Source organism: Agarivorans sp. QJM3NY_30 (genome assembly GCF_050870855.2).
GTDB lineage: Bacteria > Pseudomonadota > Gammaproteobacteria > Enterobacterales > Celerinatantimonadaceae > Agarivorans.
The window spans coordinates 883,366-898,468 of record NZ_CP194038.2 but is presented as its reverse complement, the minus strand read 5'-3'; the positions used below and the strand labels follow the sequence as shown (position 1 = coordinate 898,468).

At 44.5% G+C, this 15,103-nt stretch carries 13 protein-coding genes; 2 read left to right on the top strand and 11 right to left on the bottom strand.

Annotated features, from left to right (window positions below):
* The first annotated feature begins 17 nt into the window (after positions 1 to 17).
* Positions 18 to 719 carry a DUF445 domain-containing protein gene (locus ACRRSX_RS04045; RefSeq protein WP_432454503.1) on the top strand — a complete coding sequence of 234 codons (702 nt, stop codon included), beginning with the start codon at positions 18 to 20 and terminating at the stop codon, positions 717 to 719.
* Positions 720 to 735: 16 nt separating this feature from the next.
* Here ACRRSX_RS04045 and ACRRSX_RS04040 read toward each other — a convergent pair whose 3' ends face one another.
* The 10 genes from ACRRSX_RS04040 to nudF form a co-directional block, all read right to left on the bottom strand.
* On the bottom strand, positions 736 to 1,482 hold the full coding sequence (locus tag ACRRSX_RS04040; protein ID WP_432454504.1) for a substrate-binding periplasmic protein: 747 nt from the start codon (positions 1,480 to 1,482) through the stop codon (positions 736 to 738).
* A gap of 85 nt (positions 1,483 to 1,567) precedes the next feature.
* On the bottom strand, positions 1,568 to 1,942 hold the full coding sequence (rraB, locus tag ACRRSX_RS04035; protein WP_432454505.1) for a ribonuclease E inhibitor RraB: 375 nt from the start codon (positions 1,940 to 1,942) through the stop codon (positions 1,568 to 1,570).
* Positions 1,939 to 2,724, bottom strand: coding sequence for a 1-acylglycerol-3-phosphate O-acyltransferase (locus ACRRSX_RS04030; protein ID WP_432454506.1), 786 nt, complete (start codon positions 2,722 to 2,724; stop codon positions 1,939 to 1,941). Before ACRRSX_RS04030 ends, rraB begins: the two co-directional genes overlap by 4 nt.
* A 73-nt stretch (positions 2,725 to 2,797) precedes the next feature.
* Positions 2,798 to 5,089, bottom strand: coding sequence for a DNA topoisomerase IV subunit A (gene parC / locus ACRRSX_RS04025; protein WP_432454507.1), 2,292 nt, complete (start codon positions 5,087 to 5,089; stop codon positions 2,798 to 2,800).
* A 13-nt stretch (positions 5,090 to 5,102) separates the two neighbouring features.
* A complete protein-coding gene (locus ACRRSX_RS04020; RefSeq protein ID WP_432454508.1) occupies positions 5,103 to 7,499 on the bottom strand; it encodes a putative bifunctional diguanylate cyclase/phosphodiesterase in 2,397 nt (798 codons plus the stop codon).
* Positions 7,500 to 7,512: 13 nt separating this feature from the next.
* Complete coding sequence (parE, locus tag ACRRSX_RS04015) at positions 7,513 to 9,405, bottom strand: DNA topoisomerase IV subunit B (protein ID WP_432454509.1); 1,893 nt, start codon at positions 9,403 to 9,405, stop codon at positions 7,513 to 7,515.
* A gap of 11 nt (positions 9,406 to 9,416) precedes the next feature.
* The gene (locus tag ACRRSX_RS04010; protein WP_432454510.1) at positions 9,417 to 9,929 is read right to left on the bottom strand and encodes a YqiA/YcfP family alpha/beta fold hydrolase; all 513 of its coding nucleotides are present in this window, start codon (positions 9,927 to 9,929) and stop codon (positions 9,417 to 9,419) included.
* Between the two features lie 72 nt (positions 9,930 to 10,001).
* Positions 10,002 to 10,826: a 3',5'-cyclic-AMP phosphodiesterase gene (cpdA, locus tag ACRRSX_RS04005; protein ID WP_432454511.1), complete on the bottom strand. Its 825-nt coding sequence runs from the start codon at positions 10,824 to 10,826 to the stop codon at positions 10,002 to 10,004.
* A 20-nt stretch (positions 10,827 to 10,846) separates the two neighbouring features.
* Entirely contained in the window at positions 10,847 to 11,284 is a 438-nt protein-coding gene (locus ACRRSX_RS04000; RefSeq protein WP_432454512.1) for a DUF1249 domain-containing protein, read from the bottom strand.
* On the bottom strand, positions 11,274 to 11,924 hold the full coding sequence (nudF, locus tag ACRRSX_RS03995; protein WP_432454513.1) for an ADP-ribose diphosphatase: 651 nt from the start codon (positions 11,922 to 11,924) through the stop codon (positions 11,274 to 11,276). The genes ACRRSX_RS04000 and nudF overlap by 11 nt, the downstream gene beginning before the upstream one ends.
* A gap of 248 nt (positions 11,925 to 12,172) precedes the next feature.
* On the opposite strand from nudF, the gene tolC reads away from it, so the two are divergent.
* Positions 12,173 to 13,498 carry an outer membrane channel protein TolC gene (gene tolC / locus ACRRSX_RS03990; RefSeq protein ID WP_432454514.1) on the top strand — a complete coding sequence of 442 codons (1,326 nt, stop codon included), beginning with the start codon at positions 12,173 to 12,175 and terminating at the stop codon, positions 13,496 to 13,498.
* Between the two features lie 112 nt (positions 13,499 to 13,610).
* Here tolC and hldE read toward each other — a convergent pair whose 3' ends face one another.
* On the bottom strand, positions 13,611 to 15,044 hold the full coding sequence (gene hldE / locus ACRRSX_RS03985) for a bifunctional D-glycero-beta-D-manno-heptose-7-phosphate kinase/D-glycero-beta-D-manno-heptose 1-phosphate adenylyltransferase HldE (protein ID WP_432454515.1): 1,434 nt from the start codon (positions 15,042 to 15,044) through the stop codon (positions 13,611 to 13,613).
* Positions 15,045 to 15,103: the final 59 nt, after the last annotated feature.

The window sequence follows — 15,103 nt, the reverse complement described above, 5'->3', positions numbered from 1 at the left end:
GTAGACGAGGAACCAACATGAATAAAAGTTTCATCACCAATCTGATTGCCCTCGTATTGGTCTGCGTCGGCTATTTTTTCCAACAAGCACTGATGTTTTCCATCGGTTTATTTGCTCTATCTGGTGCCGCAACTAACTGGATAGCCATTCATATGCTATTTGAAAAAGTCCCCGGATTATATGGCTCGGGGGTTATTCCAGCCCGCTTCGATGACTTTAAGCAAGGTATCAAAGAGCTGATGCTAAGCCAGTTTTTTACCGCCGAAAACATCGACCGCTTTTTATCCGATGCCAGTGGCAAAGCAATTCAAGTAAACCTGAGTCCCGTCATCAACAAAACCGATTTTAGTCCGGCTTATCATGCCTTAGTGGAAACCATCGAAGGATCTTCATTTGGCGGGATGTTAGCGATGTTTGGTGGTAAGGAAGCACTCACCCCCTTAGAGCAGCCTTTTATCGATAAACTAAAAGAGGCTGTCCTTCAAATTAGTCAGGATCCACAGTTTAGTGAGGCTTTGCGCCAAGAATTAGAGCAACCAGAACACTTGGGTGACGTACAACAAAAAATCACTTTAATTATTGAACAACGCTTAGCCGAACTCACGCCGCAATTAGTGAAGCAAATTATTCAACAAATGATTAGAAAACACTTAGGCTGGTTAGTGGTTTGGGGGGGGGTTTTTGGGGGCTTATTTGGCCTACTTAATGGCCTCGTATAAAACTCGATAGCGCGCGTTAATCGCGCTCTACCACGCCATAAGATACGAGTGTTTTAGTAATCGCGCCAGAGTCCAACATTTGTTGTAAGTGCTTTGAGATTTCTGCGGCGCGCTCGATCAACTTAGAACGTTTTGAAATGGCCAAATAAACCGAGCGGTAATTACGTTTTGTATAATTGGTATGCTCAAATATATCCGTCATGTGTCTTTGCTTTAAAAAGATATCACCTTCAATACAAGACATAATCAGCGTATCGATACGGCCACCAAGTAGCAGGCGAAATAAACTTTCATCGGTCGTAGCATAGTGTTTGAACAGTTTAAGATCTTGATCAAATTGTTCAAAATAAGCGACTTTGTTCAATACCCCTATCGTTAAGGAGTACAAATCAGAATAGCTATCGAGCTTCTGCACAGGTCTAATTTTCGCTTGATAAAAACACATGTCGTTATGACTACGGTAAGGCGGCTCAACAAAGTGCATATACTGCGCACGCTCATCGTTTTTATAGAGGCCGGTCATCACATCACTTTCACCAAGTTCCATATACTTTAAGCAACGTTTCCAACCACAGGGCTGAGTCTTTAACTCCAGATCAAGAGCCTGACTAAGCTGCTTAAGAATATCGATCTCGATACCGCTCAAACTACCATCGGCCTCAATCACTCGCCATGGCGGCCAATTAGCGTTGGCGGTGACCATCTGCATAGCGGCAACGGGCCAAGCCAGAAAAAATAATAGAACAACAATACGCAGCGACACAGCCTATCCTAAATCCTGAGCATATAGCTCAGTGTAATAAAAAAAACGACACCTAGGCGTCGTTTTCATCGATAAATTTTAGGCTCTATGACTCGTCGTCATCCTCATCAGACTCGAAATAGGTGCCCCATCCATCATAAATGACCTTATGCTTATCGGCAATATTCGCTAATTCTTCAATACTTTGTTTGATTATTTTCGCTTCTAGCGGCACTTCAACAATCACATCAAAGCACCATACCTTAGTCCCATCTTCTAGCTCGGCTTCTTCGGCATCACTCACCTCATAACCCGCTTTAAAGACATCTACCGCCGCTTTTTCAAGCACTTTAAAATCGTTGCTGGCAAGGTGGTGTTCGATGGTATATTCGGCATCTGGATCGCTGCCATCGGCCAATAATTCTTGAATAATTAAATCAGTTTCGGCCTGCCAATCGGCAATCAATTGTTGGGTACTCATGTATTCTCTCCTACCATGGTCTCTGCTGGGCTGGCTAAATTTCGTTGATGAACATCGGCATAATCGGCAGCTTCACCGCGTGCTTCCATGGTCAGCTCATAGATCCGTTGTTCCATCTGCTGATGCAAGTCGGCAATGTGACTGCGCAGCTGTCCTTTCCATTCTGCGACCGAAAAAGCATGGCCCACTTCAACGATCACCTTACCATTGTTCCAACGGTTCAGTTTTACCTGACCATGAGTTGAAGAACAACAGATCGGTAACATAGGAACTTTGGCTTGCATGGCTAGATGAAAAGCTCCGGTTTTAAAACTCTGCAAGCCACGTCCATAACTACGAGTACCTTCAGGGAACATCCATACCGACAGATGACGTTTCTCTATCGCAGCGGCCGCCTGCTTAATGGTGTCGGCGGCTTTACTACGTCGATCCCGGTCAATTAAAATATTACCGGTAATCCAGTAAATTTGCCCAAAGAAAGGGATCAACGCGAGACTTTTCTTACCGATAGACACCACCCCCTTACGCAAGGCGAATGGCAAGGTAAACATGTCATAACTATTTTGGTGGTTGGCTATCCATACCGCCTTTTCTGGCAATTGTTGTGTAACCACTCGAACTTCAACCTCAAGGCCCACAAAGCGTCCACATTTGGCAATTAAAACGCCAATCTGATGCACTAGGTCAGGATGACGAGGTCGAACCAAACAATACAAAATGACAAACGGAAATGCCGTTAACATCACTAAAGCAATAAAAATAATTCGAATTACAGCTAACATAGCACCCCCTTAAAACAGCACGCAGTATACGCGCTGAGATTTAAGTGAACAAGTGTAAGCTGAAAATCTACACTTAGGCATCTGCATTGGGCCCCTCTCCAAGCTCACTCTCGATAGCCTCGACCTCAATGCCATCGACGCGCTGTAAGCCTCGAGGCAATTTGTTACCACGTCGTCCTCGCTCCCCACGATAATGATCCAAATCGCTCGGTTTCAAAGTCAACTTGCGTTTGCCCGCAAATAGAGTCACCGAAGCATCGGCCGGAACAACACTCAGCAAAGTCACATATTCTTCGCGATTTTTCACTCTTGCACTAGGAATACTAATTAACTTATTCCCTTTACCTTTAGAGAGCTCTGGCAAACTGGTGAGCGGAAAGACCAACATTCTGCCCTCATTAGAGATGACCAGACAACTATCATTCTGGTAGCTGTCCACCACAATCGGAGCCACAACCTTACTGCCCGCAGGTAAACTCAAAAACGCCTTACCATTTTTATTCTTGCTTAACATATCGCTAAACTTACCGATAAAACCATAGCCGGCATCGGAGGCCACCAAGTAGCGCTGTTCGTCATTGGCCATCACGACATTGCAGAATACTTCCCCTGCCGCCAAATTAAAGCGACCAGTCAATGGCTCTCCTTGGCTACGTGCCGAGGGCAAGGTATGTGAATCGAGCGCATAACTGCGTCCTGCTGTATCTAAAAATACTGCCTGCTGATTACTGCGTCCATAAGCACTGCTTAAAAAGACATCCCCCGACTTGTAACTCAAGGCTTTAGCATCAACCTCATGGCCCTTAGCCGCTCTTGCCCAACCTTTTTCTGACAAGACCACGGTAATAGCTTCGTTTGGCATCAACTCTTTTTCACTCAGGGCTTTTGCTTCTGCACGCTCCATCAGTGGAGAACGACGTGCGTTACCATAGGTTTCGGCATCAGCAAGTATTTCCTTCTTGATCAGCGTGCTGAGTCGACGTTCGCTACCCAGTAGCTTCTCCAGCTTATCGCGCTCTTCAGCTAACTCTGCTTGCTCGGCTCGGATCTTAATTTCTTCTAACTTAGCCAACTGACGCAATTTAATTTCAAGGATCGCTTCAGCTTGTTTATTCGACAAGCCAAAACGCGCCATCAGCGCCGCTTTAGGCTCGTCTTCGGTTCGAATGATTTCAATCACTTCATCAATATTGAGGAAGGCAATCAGCAAGCCATCCAAAATATGTAAACGAGCTAATACCTTGTCTAAACGATATTGCAGTCGACGGCGCACCACATCGCGGCGAAACCGCAACCATTCACTTAAGATCTGTAACAAGCCTTTCACTTGAGGCCGATTATCAAGCCCCAACATATTAAGGTTGACTCGGTAATTTCGCTCTAAATCGGTGGATGCAAACAAGTGATTCATTAATTGGTCAACATCCACTCGATTAGAGCGCGGTATCACCACAATTCGAGTTGGGTTTTCATGATCCGATTCATCACGCAAATCCACCACCATCGGCAGCTTCTTCGCTTGCATTTGTGCCGCGATCTGTTCCAGAACTTTGGCTCCCGAGACCTGATGCGGTAAAGCCGTAATCACAATGTCACCATCTTCGGTGTGGAATACGGCTCGCATCTTCACCGAGCCACGGCCCGTTTCATAAATCTTGCGAATATCGCGTCTCGGGGTAATTATTTCCGCTTCAGTTGGATAATCGGGCGCTTGTACAAATTCGAGCAACTCACTCAATTCAGCCTTCGGATTATCCAGAAGATGAACACAAGCCTTGGCAATTTCACCCACGTTGTGCGGTGGGATATCGGTGGCCATTCCCACTGCAATCCCGGTGACCCCGTTCAGTAAAATGTGCGGCAAACGTGCGGGCAGCACTTTCGGCTCATTCATGGTGCCATCGAAATTAGGTACCCAATCACAGGTTCCTTGGCCCAGCTCGCTCAGTAAAACCTCAGAAAATTTCGACAATTTCGCTTCGGTATAACGCATCGCAGCAAAAGATTTTGGATCATCTGGCGCGCCCCAGTTTCCCTGACCATCCACTAAGGGATGGCGATAGGAGAATGGTTGAGCCATCAATACCATCGCTTCATAACAGGCAGAATCACCATGCGGATGATACTTACCCAAAACGTCCCCTACGGTACGTGCCGATTTCTTATATTTTGCGTTAGCCGATAACCCCAATTCAGACATCGCATAAATAATTCTGCGCTGTACTGGCTTTAATCCATCACCAATATGGGGCAAGGCGCGATCCATGATGACGTACATGGAATAATTTAAATACGCTTGCTCAGTAAAAGTGCTCATCGATTGACGTTCTATGCCATCTAAACTGAGTTCATTCGCACTACTCATGCTCTATAACCTTTTATGTTCCTTGCAAAGCTAGCACTGCGGATGCTTTGTCAAATTGCCAGAAATAGCGTGCGCTAGCTGGTTTACCAATGTAATAACCCTGAGAGTAATCAACTCCCAATTTAATCAGTTCGTTATTTAATGCTTCCGATTCAACAAATTCAGCAATGGTCTTGTGGCCCAATTGATTGGCAATACCAACCAAGGCCTGAATAAACACCTTATCTTGGTGTTGATTCAAAATTTCTCGAACAAAAGAGCCATCAATTTTTAAGTAATCAAAGGGTAACTGTTTCAGCGAGTGAAACGAAGAATAACCGACCCCAAAATCATCTAATGCAATCGCACAACCAAGTGCCTTCAAACGCCGTATATGCTCTTCTGCTTGCTGCATGTTTGGTAACGCTGCTGTTTCGGTGATTTCAAAAATAATCATTTCGCCAGCAATATTACGACTCACAAATTCTCGGGCAATCCGGGCTATAACCTTTTCACTGCAGAAGGAGCGTGCCGATAAGTTTATCGCCAACTTATCGGTATAACCACAACGCAGATTGGTTTCCATCTGCTGCAAGGCCTGTTGCACGACCCATAAATCGATTTTGTCGATCTGGCCATTCTTCTCTGCTGCTAAAATAAGTTGATAAGGGGAATGTAAACGATCTTGTTCATCTCGAACCCGTAATAAAACCTCGTAATGCTCAACCTTATTCAGCTTATTGTTCATGATTGGTTGATAAAACAGTTCCAAACGGTCGCGTTCGATAGCATGTTGTGCCAAGTCCAACCAAAAGTGTTTTTTAGCAAGCTCCGAATCGCTATTCTCCGCTTCAAAACTCACCACACAGTTTTTACCACGCTCTTTCGCTTGATTGTTGCAAATATCGGCTTTTGCCATCAACTCTTCAAAGCTACTGCCATGTTCAGGAAAAGCAACAATTCCGACACAAGCCGAAGTGGTATGAATGATGTTGTGTCCCGGTACTCGAACTTGGGCCAATAAGCTGATGATCCGTTGTGCCGCGACTTCAGCATAGGCTAAACTGGTATCTTCAAGATAAATCGCAAATTCATCGCCACTGATGCGCGCTAAAATACTATCGTTTGGTAGCAAGCGCTCTAAGCTAGCCGAGACTTGGCAAAGCATTTCATCACCAGCACCGTGACCACTAATATCATTCACATATTTAAAATTATCTAAATCCACCATCAACAAGCAACCAAAACGTTGCTCTTCAACCATTTGATTCAAGACTCGCTCAAACTTACGACGATTCGGCAGATCGGTGAGGTTATCATAATTAGCAACCCACTCTAGCTCTTCAGCGCGGCTCTTCAATTGTTGTTCTAATGCTTCCAATTGATAAGACAATCGAACCAAGGCGTGATTCAGTTCATCAGACTCATCAGGCAATACCCGTTTACCTGTACTTTCCAAATTACGCCGAAATAGATTATGTGATGAGCGCGCCAATAAGGGTAAGTGATCGATGGTTTGTCGGATCCGTCGCAATGAAGGACTCAAGCAGAAAATAACAATCGCACCTGCGATAACCAAGGCTGCCATGCCAAACAACATGTTGTTATAGTTAGCCCGATTAAGCAGCTGAGATTGGCTATTAATGTCATTGATAATGGCGTAATAAACCGGCTTGTTACCGACGTTTCGTTTTATCGGAAAAGCATGTAATTCACTCAAACCCCATTCACTATTAAATTGCTCAAGACCATTTACAATCGAATGGCTGTCAAGCTTGGTCAACATGTTAGCGATTGACTGACGATACATCGATTCGGCATATAATAAATGCAAGGAGGCATCGTCGTTCAGCTCGAGCATAAAATGGTGGCTGCCTCGACTGGCAGGAAACAATTCCAATAACCGCAAGGCGTCGATGCTGTAAAAGGCTTGATAATCTGTCTGTTGCTCACCCACCTTAAAATGAGTAGCAACGATCACTCGGCAGCTTAACGGGCAATCTAAGATCCAAGAAAGCGATTGATGCGCTTGTAACATCCAATCGGTCGCTTTTTGGCTATGCTCTAAATAACCGAAGTCATAACGCTCTCCTAGCTCAGGCACCACAAGGGTTAAACTGCGAATGGGTAGCTCTGTATAGTTCTTTAGATCTTGCCAAAAAGAATCGAATACCATTGCTAAATCCTCGGACTTAGCTTTCTCAAAACGATATGCTTGGCTGGCATTAAAGGAATTTAAACGCGCAAATACATCGTCATAATATTTTTGTAACTGATAATTTTGATTTGCAATGACATTGGTTCGACTGTCTCTGAAGAAACTCTGCAAATTGTCATGATTAAAGCTGATTAGGCCCACCAAACTAATCAACAATACACCGCACAGCAACAACAACGCCTTCGTTGCTAAGCCAAGTCGAAGATCTCGCATTTTTTAGGCTACCCTATACCAAGTCAGAGGCCATGTTTCCCTTGGTTTCTAACCATTGCTTCCGATCACCTGCGCGCTTCTTCGCGAGCAGCATATCCATCAACTGCAAAGTTGCGTGCTCTTCATCAATAGTGAGCTGAACCAAACGTCGTGTATTAGGATCCATGGTGGTTTCGCGCAATTGTAGAGGGTTCATTTCACCCAATCCCTTAAAGCGCTGTACATTCACTTTACCGCGTTTCTTTTCGGCTTCGATACGATCTAATATGCCTTGTTTTTCATCTTCATCTAGGGCATAGAACACTTCTTTACCCACATCAATTCGATACAAAGGGGGCATCGCCACATAGATATGCCCTTGCTCGACCAATGGCCTAAAGTGCATCATAAACAATGCGCATAATAGCGTGGCAATATGTAAACCGTCGGAGTCAGCATCCGCCAAAATACAAATTTTACCGTAACGTAAGCCGCTTAAATCATGACTATCAGGATCAATACCGATGGCCACCGAGATGTCATGAACCTCTTGCGAGCCCAGAACCTCACTCCCGTCCACTTCCCAAGTGTTGAGAATTTTACCCCGTAAAGGCATCACCGCTTGGATCTCTCGTTCACGCGCCTGCTTCGCACTGCCTCCCGCCGAGTCACCTTCCACCAAAAACAGCTCTCCAGCCAGCGGATCCTGACTAGTACAATCAGTCAGTTTCCCTGGTAAGGCTGGTCCCGATGTCACTTTCTTACGAGCAATTTTTTTACTGGAACGCATTCGCCGTTGCGCATTGTTAATAAACACTTCGGCAAGCAATTCGGCTTGATCGGTATTACTATTTAGCCACAAACTAAAGGCATCTTTGACAACCCCAGAAACAAAAGCTGCTGACTGTCGAGACGACAAGCGCTCTTTAGTTTGTCCGGCAAATTGTGGATCTTGCATTTTTACCGATAACACATAGCAACAACGGTCCCAGACATCGTCCGGCGTCAATTTCAGACCTCGCGGCAAAATATTACGAAACTCACAAAACTCTCGCATCGCATCGAGTAGACCTTGCCGTAAACCATTCACATGAGTTCCGCCTTGCGCGGTAGGAATTAAGTTCACATAACTTTCGGTGATACTTTCGCCACCTTCAGGCAACCAGCTCACCGCCCAATCTACAGCCTCTACATTGCTACTAAAAGCGCCGGTAAAGGGGTCGTCTGGCAGACTAATGTAATCTTTAAAGGACTGACTTAAATAGTCTTTTAAACCATCTTCGTAATACCATTCATCCTGCTGATTACTAATTTTATCAATAAACTTAATATTTAAGCCTGGACACAATACCGCTTTAGCTCGCAACAAATGACGCAGCCGTGAAACCGAAAACTTAGGGTTATCAAAATAACTTGGGGTTGGCCAAAACCGAACTTTGGTTCCGCTATTACGTTTGCCGACACTGCCAGTAACCGCTAACTCTTGAACCTTATTCCCATCTTCAAAGGCCATTTCATAGACCTGGCTATCACGACGAACCTGCACTTCGACCCGGGAAGATAAGGCGTTAACCACCGAAATACCAACCCCGTGTAGCCCTCCAGAAAATTGGTAATGCTCATTCGAGAATTTGCCCCCCGCATGCAAGCGAGTAAAAATCAGCTCAACACCACTCACCTTCTCTTCCGGATGAATATCGGTAGGCATGCCACGACCATCATCGACCACTTCGATAGATTGATCTGCGTATAAGGTAACGATAATAGACCGAGCGTGACCAGCAAGCGCCTCATCCACACTGTTATCGATGACTTCTTGTGCTAAGTGATTGGGACGAGTGGTATCGGTATACATGCCAGGTCGGCGTTTTACCGGATCTAAGCCACTTAATACTTCAATAGAGTCGGAATTATATTGGTCAGCCATGATGGAAATATTTACCTAAGAGCCAAGAAGTCGAGAATAGCACCACAATGGCGTTCAAAGCCTTGAAAGCTGTGGTCTCCGCCCTCTTCAATAGTGAATTTTGCGCCTTTATACTCGGTGACCGCTAGCCTAAAGTCCAGCACTTCATCACCCGTTTGTAACAACGCCCATAACTGTTGTTGACAGCTCAAATCGCTAACTTCCAGTTGTCGTAAGTGTTGTATATGCTGTGCTTGCAAGTCATAACGTTGCTGAGTATAGGGATTAATTTGTTCCCCTAAATAGTCGTTTAATAAGATATATGGTTTTACTGCTGGATTAACCAGTACCGCAGGAGCGCCCGTTTGTTGCGCCACTTTGGTCGCCAAAAAGCCACCAAGAGAACTACCAATAACACCTAAACGAGCATCATGATTTGATTCTAATAACTGGGAAATTTGCTCCCAAGCTTGCTGTGGATAACAGGCTAACTGAGGACATAAAAACTGAATATGTGGTGCATTCTCTGCGACATAGTTTGCCATAACTTGCGCCTTCGCAGAATAAGGCGAACTATTAAAACCATGTAAATACAATAAAACTGACGCTTGCTCCACTCAATAACCTTTAGATTTTGGATCCGGAAGAAAACTTCGCTCAGATAAACGACGTAAACGAGTGGCAATTCGCCCCTCTTTAGTTAACTGCAAGTAACGCCAGCCCGGTTGTTGGTGATCAAGAGCAAAATTTGCCGACAACGGTAAAAACTGAATACAAGTACTTGGTGTTGCAATATAAGCGATGCCATCAAACTGAAACTCATAGTTTTGATGCACATGACCAAAAATAACTCCTCGCACATTTGGATAGTTGGCGATCACAGCAAAAAAAGCATCTGCATTTTTCAAATTATGCTGATCTAACCACTTACTCCCCACAGGAATACTTTGATGATGCATTGCGATGAGTACATGTTTATCAGGATACTCAGCTAAAGCCTTGGCTAAGCGATCTAACTGTGACTGACTCAATGAACCATGCGGCTCTCCCGCCACTTGAGTATCTAACATGATGATTTGCCAATGTTCACTGACTAACTGCTTGGCGGTCAAAATCCCATGCTGTTCAAGCGTGTCCATGTTTCCTTGTAGATCATGATTCCCCGGCAACCAAAAGCAAGGCTTCTCTAACTGCGCAATTTTTTCAGCGAAACGTTGATAGGAACGTTTACTGTGATCTTGAGACAAATCGCCAGTGGCCAGAATGTAATCAAAGGGAATTTGGTCTTGTTGGATGTTCGACAACACAGCACTAAAACTGTCGCAAGTATTAACGCCTAGCAACCCGGTACGTTCATCAGCGAAAAGGTGGGTATCAGTCACTTGCAACAAATGCACACTGCCATCTTCTGCTGTATTAATATTTAATTTAGTAAATGCCACAATCTTTTCTTGGAGCTTGATTATTCAAACTCTACTTTCATCCGCTGTTTTAAACAAAATGCCAACCAGTCATTAAGAAACTGATTTATTTGATGCTTTTCGTCACGATGATGCATCTTTTTATTAGGATAATCATACCTTGGTTTTAGCTTATAAATCTGCTGACTAGCACACACTTCCGCCAAGCGCGCATCGTGATACAAGCGCACAATCAGCTGAGATCGTAAATACTGATGCGCTTGGCGACCAGTTTGTCTGATCTCATACAGCGAGGTATAACGCGTACGTTCTTTACACTCGAGCTGGTAGTCTTCACCAATTTGTGGCTGTAATCGTAGTGTCTGTCCACGGCTAAGCTCAGTCGGGAATAGGCGCATCAGCAAGACATAATTAGCAGCATAAAGCTGCATCAGTTGCTCAAGATTTACGCGATAACGACCAAGTTTTTTAGCCTGCATCTGCAACGCCATTATTTTGCCATTGCAGCAACACTTTCTGCAAATTTAGCTGCAACCATTGAATCGCAATTACAGCCGCAGCATTATCAATCAGGCCCGATTGTACCCATTCGAAGGCTTGTTCGCGACTTAAAACTTTCACCAATATGTCTTCATTTTCATTTTCCAATCCATGAACACCACCCGCTTGGCTTGCATCAACTTCACCGAGGTACAAATGAATGCGCTCACTTAAGCCTCCCGCGCCCGGTAAAAAACTATTACACGAAATCACTCGCTTCACCCTTAGCCCAGCTTCTTCTTCGGCTTCACGTACCGCAACATCCAATGGTGGTTGGTTACTATCAAGCATCCCGGCCACGATTTCCAATAACCAAGGACTGGCTCCAGTTTCGACCGCACCGATCCTAAATTGCTCAACTAAAACGACTTGGTCAAGTAGCGGATCAAAAAGCAAAATTGCTGCCGCATGACCTCGGTCTAACATTTCACGCTGAAACCACTGACTCCACCCCCCTTGGTACAAACGGTGACGCAAGGTGTAACGCTTTAATTTAAAGAAACCTTTATAGACATCCTCTACCGTCTGTATTTCCATGTCTTGATGAGAAAACTGACTCAGGTTTTTCAACTTAAGCATATGAATCTAGTCCCCTTTGTTTGGCGATTTAGTATATAATTTGCCGACTCTTAATGATCCAATGACAGATTGACTACAATCTATTATGATTTTTCTTAACTAAGTCTTAATCTAAAGTTAAAGCTGAGATAGACTAACATTTATTCGCAATATGTTAGCTGTTTAAGCCATATTGTTTAACTCCTAGAATTAATTTAACTCACTCCCGATAAACTTCGCACATCCAAGGCGAATAGAGGAAAGGCGAAATGAAGCTGAAAATGAAATCATTGATATTAGCTTGTACTTTTGGCTCGATAGCTTATCAAGCTCAAGCTGACGACTTATTGCAAATTTATCAATTAGCTCAAGAAAAAGATCCCGTCATCTTGCAAAGTAAATCGCAGCGTGACATCGCCTTTGAGAAAATAACTCAAACCCGAGCATCGCTACTCCCGCAAATCGGTTTTTCAGCGGGGGCAAAATATACCAATTCCGATAACAGCAGTATCGACAGTATCACCAATACCAATGCATCGGTAGGTTTAAGCCAGTCACTCTATTCCAGAACCAACTGGACCAGTTTAAGCATTTCAGAAAAAGATGCGACTCGGGTCGATGCCTTGTATGCCAACGATGTGCAAAATCTGATTATTCGAGTGAGCACCGCTTACTTTAACGTATTACGCGCCATCGATAATGTTAGTTTTGTACAAGCAAACAAGGCTGCTGTCGCTCGTCAACTAGAGCAAACTAAACAACGGTTTAATGTTGGCTTAACTGCGATTACCGACGTTCATGAAGCACAAGCCGAATATGACCGAACGCTTGCCGAAGAAATTCAAGCCAGTAATACCTTATCAAATAGTTACGAAGCCTTGCGCGAGTTAACTGGTTTAGAACATCGCCAACTCAATATTTTAAATACCGAACGCTTCGATCCCGCCGAACTAAATCAAAGCGCAAAGCACTGGTTAGAGCTTGCCAGCGATAAGAACCTTCAGTTGAACGCTCAGCGGATTGCCAAAGAAGTCTCTCAAGAGCAAATTAAATTGGCTCAAAGTGGTCATGCGCCAACCTTAGATTTAACCGCAGGTATTGGTTACGACAACAATAAATACGGGAATAGTATGACCGACAACGCTCAAGGTGGCAGTGCGAATTCGGGCAATATCGGTCTTGAATTCAACTGGCCGATCTACCAAGGTGGCAGTATTGACTCTCAGGTTAAACAAGCTCAATTTAGTTACATTGCAGCGTCTCAAGCCTTAGAGCAAACCTATCGTTCAGTACAAAGCACCGTAAACTCGGTGGTCAACAATGTCAGTGCGAGTATCGGCTCGGTAAAAGCCTTCGAGCAAACGGTTGTCTCATCTCAAAGCGCTCTGGAAGCCACCGAAGCAGGTTTTGAAGTGGGTACTCGAACCATCGTTGACGTACAAGATGCAACGCGTAATTTATACTCAGCAAAAAGTGATTTATCAAATGCTCGTTACGATTACATCTTAAATATGCTGTCGCTTAAACAAGCCGTAGGCACCCTAAATGAAGAAGACGTAGTATTGGTTAATTCCGGTTTAATGGCCGCTCAATAAATCCCCCAATGTCATGCATTCAATGTTAAAAACAGAGAGAATGCATGACCACGGAGAATTATTGGTTAATAAAAAAGGCGCCAGTGGCGCCTTTTTTAGACGATGATGCATACTAATCAATCTGATTCTGACGGATCGATTGAATAATCTCAGAGGTAGAGCAGCCCTCCTCAAAATTAAGCACTTTTACCTCGCCACCATTGGCAATCACTTCTTCACCACCCGCGATTTCCTCTGGTTTATAATCACCGCCTTTGACTAACAAATCCGGTAACAAACTAGCGATCAGCCGCTGTGGGGTATCTTCAGTAAAGTCAACCACCCAATCCACCGCCCCCAAACCAGCCAATACAGCCATCCGACGATCAACACTGTTCACAGGGCGTCCTTCACCTTTTAAGCGCTTCACTGAATGATCACTATTAACGGCAACGATTAAGCGATCACCTAAAGTACGAGCATGATTAAGATAAGATACGTGACCGGCATGTAAAATATCAAAGCAGCCATTCGTCATCACAACCTTTTCACCACGACGATGGGCAGCGTCTAAAGCTTGTTTTAACTGCTGTTCATTCAACACCCCAAAACCGGTTTCCTGGTGACCATATACTGCGTTGGCAAGTTCAATGGTCGACACCGTCGAGGTCCCTAACTTACCCACCACAATACCAGCGGCCACATTGGCTAAAGCGCAGGCATCTTCTAGGCTAGCACCCGCTGCAAGGGCACTGGCTAAAGTAGAAATAACCGTATCACCAGCACCCGTGACATCATAGACTTCTTGCGCTAAGGCGGCCAAATGCAAAGCATCTTGCCCCTTACGAATCAGGGTCATTCCGTGCTCACTGCGCGTCACCAGCAAGGCTTGCAAATCTAATTCATCAATTAATTGAAGACCTTTTTGAACGATCTCTACCTCATCTTTACAAGCACCAACCACTGTTTCAAATTCGGAGAAGTTAGGCGTAAGCAGCGTTGCGCCGCGATATTTATCAAAGGCACTGCCCTTAGGATCGACTAAAACCGGCACCTTCGCTTCACGCGCTAAGCCGATTAAATCACCAACCCGATTCAATGCACCTTTATTGTAATCGGATAATATCACCACTTGATGCTGGTTGATCTGTTGGGTAAAACGATCACGCAAGTCTTGGCTATCTACGTTATGAAAGCTCTCTTCAAAATCCAGACGGATCAACTGCTGATGACGGCTTAATACCCGCAATTTAGTAATCGTGGGATAATCAGCAAATTTACTGAACTGACAACTCACTCCCACTGCGGCTAGCTGATTTTCTAAGGCATGGCATGCCTCATCGTCACCACTCATGCCGAGTAAAGTTGAACTGGCACCCAAAGCGACCGCGTTTAAGGCGACATTCGCTGCACCACCAGGGCGCTCTTCAATTTGCTCAACTTTCACCACTGGAACTGGTGCCTCTGGAGATATTCGTCCAGTAGGTCCTTGCCAATATCGGTCTAACATCACGTCACCAACAACTAGCACCTTAGCTTGAGAAAACTCAGGGAGGGTTATTCGCATTACTCACTCTCATCGAAAATAAATTGCGAACAGTTTATCATAGTTAAAAATCTGGTCTG

Coding starts and splice junctions, on each gene's coding strand:
- ACRRSX_RS04045 (WP_432454503.1), top strand. CDS start 18: ATGAATAAAAGTTTCATCACCAATCTGATTGCCCTCGTATTGGTCTGC.
- rraB (WP_432454505.1), bottom strand. CDS start 1,942: ATGAGTACCCAACAATTGATTGCCGATTGGCAGGCCGAAACTGATTTA.
- ACRRSX_RS04030 (WP_432454506.1), bottom strand. CDS start 2,724: ATGTTAGCTGTAATTCGAATTATTTTTATTGCTTTAGTGATGTTAACG.
- parC (WP_432454507.1), bottom strand. CDS start 5,089: ATGAGTAGTGCGAATGAACTCAGTTTAGATGGCATAGAACGTCAATCG.
- ACRRSX_RS04020 (WP_432454508.1), bottom strand. CDS start 7,499: ATGCGAGATCTTCGACTTGGCTTAGCAACGAAGGCGTTGTTGTTGCTG.
- parE (WP_432454509.1), bottom strand. CDS start 9,405: ATGGCTGACCAATATAATTCCGACTCTATTGAAGTATTAAGTGGCTTA.
- ACRRSX_RS04010 (WP_432454510.1), bottom strand. CDS start 9,929: ATGGCAAACTATGTCGCAGAGAATGCACCACATATTCAGTTTTTATGT.
- ACRRSX_RS04000 (WP_432454512.1), bottom strand. CDS start 11,284: ATGCAGGCTAAAAAACTTGGTCGTTATCGCGTAAATCTTGAGCAACTG.
- nudF (WP_432454513.1), bottom strand. CDS start 11,924: ATGCTTAAGTTGAAAAACCTGAGTCAGTTTTCTCATCAAGACATGGAA.
- tolC (WP_432454514.1), top strand. CDS start 12,173: ATGAAGCTGAAAATGAAATCATTGATATTAGCTTGTACTTTTGGCTCG.
- hldE (WP_432454515.1), bottom strand. CDS start 15,044: ATGCGAATAACCCTCCCTGAGTTTTCTCAAGCTAAGGTGCTAGTTGTT.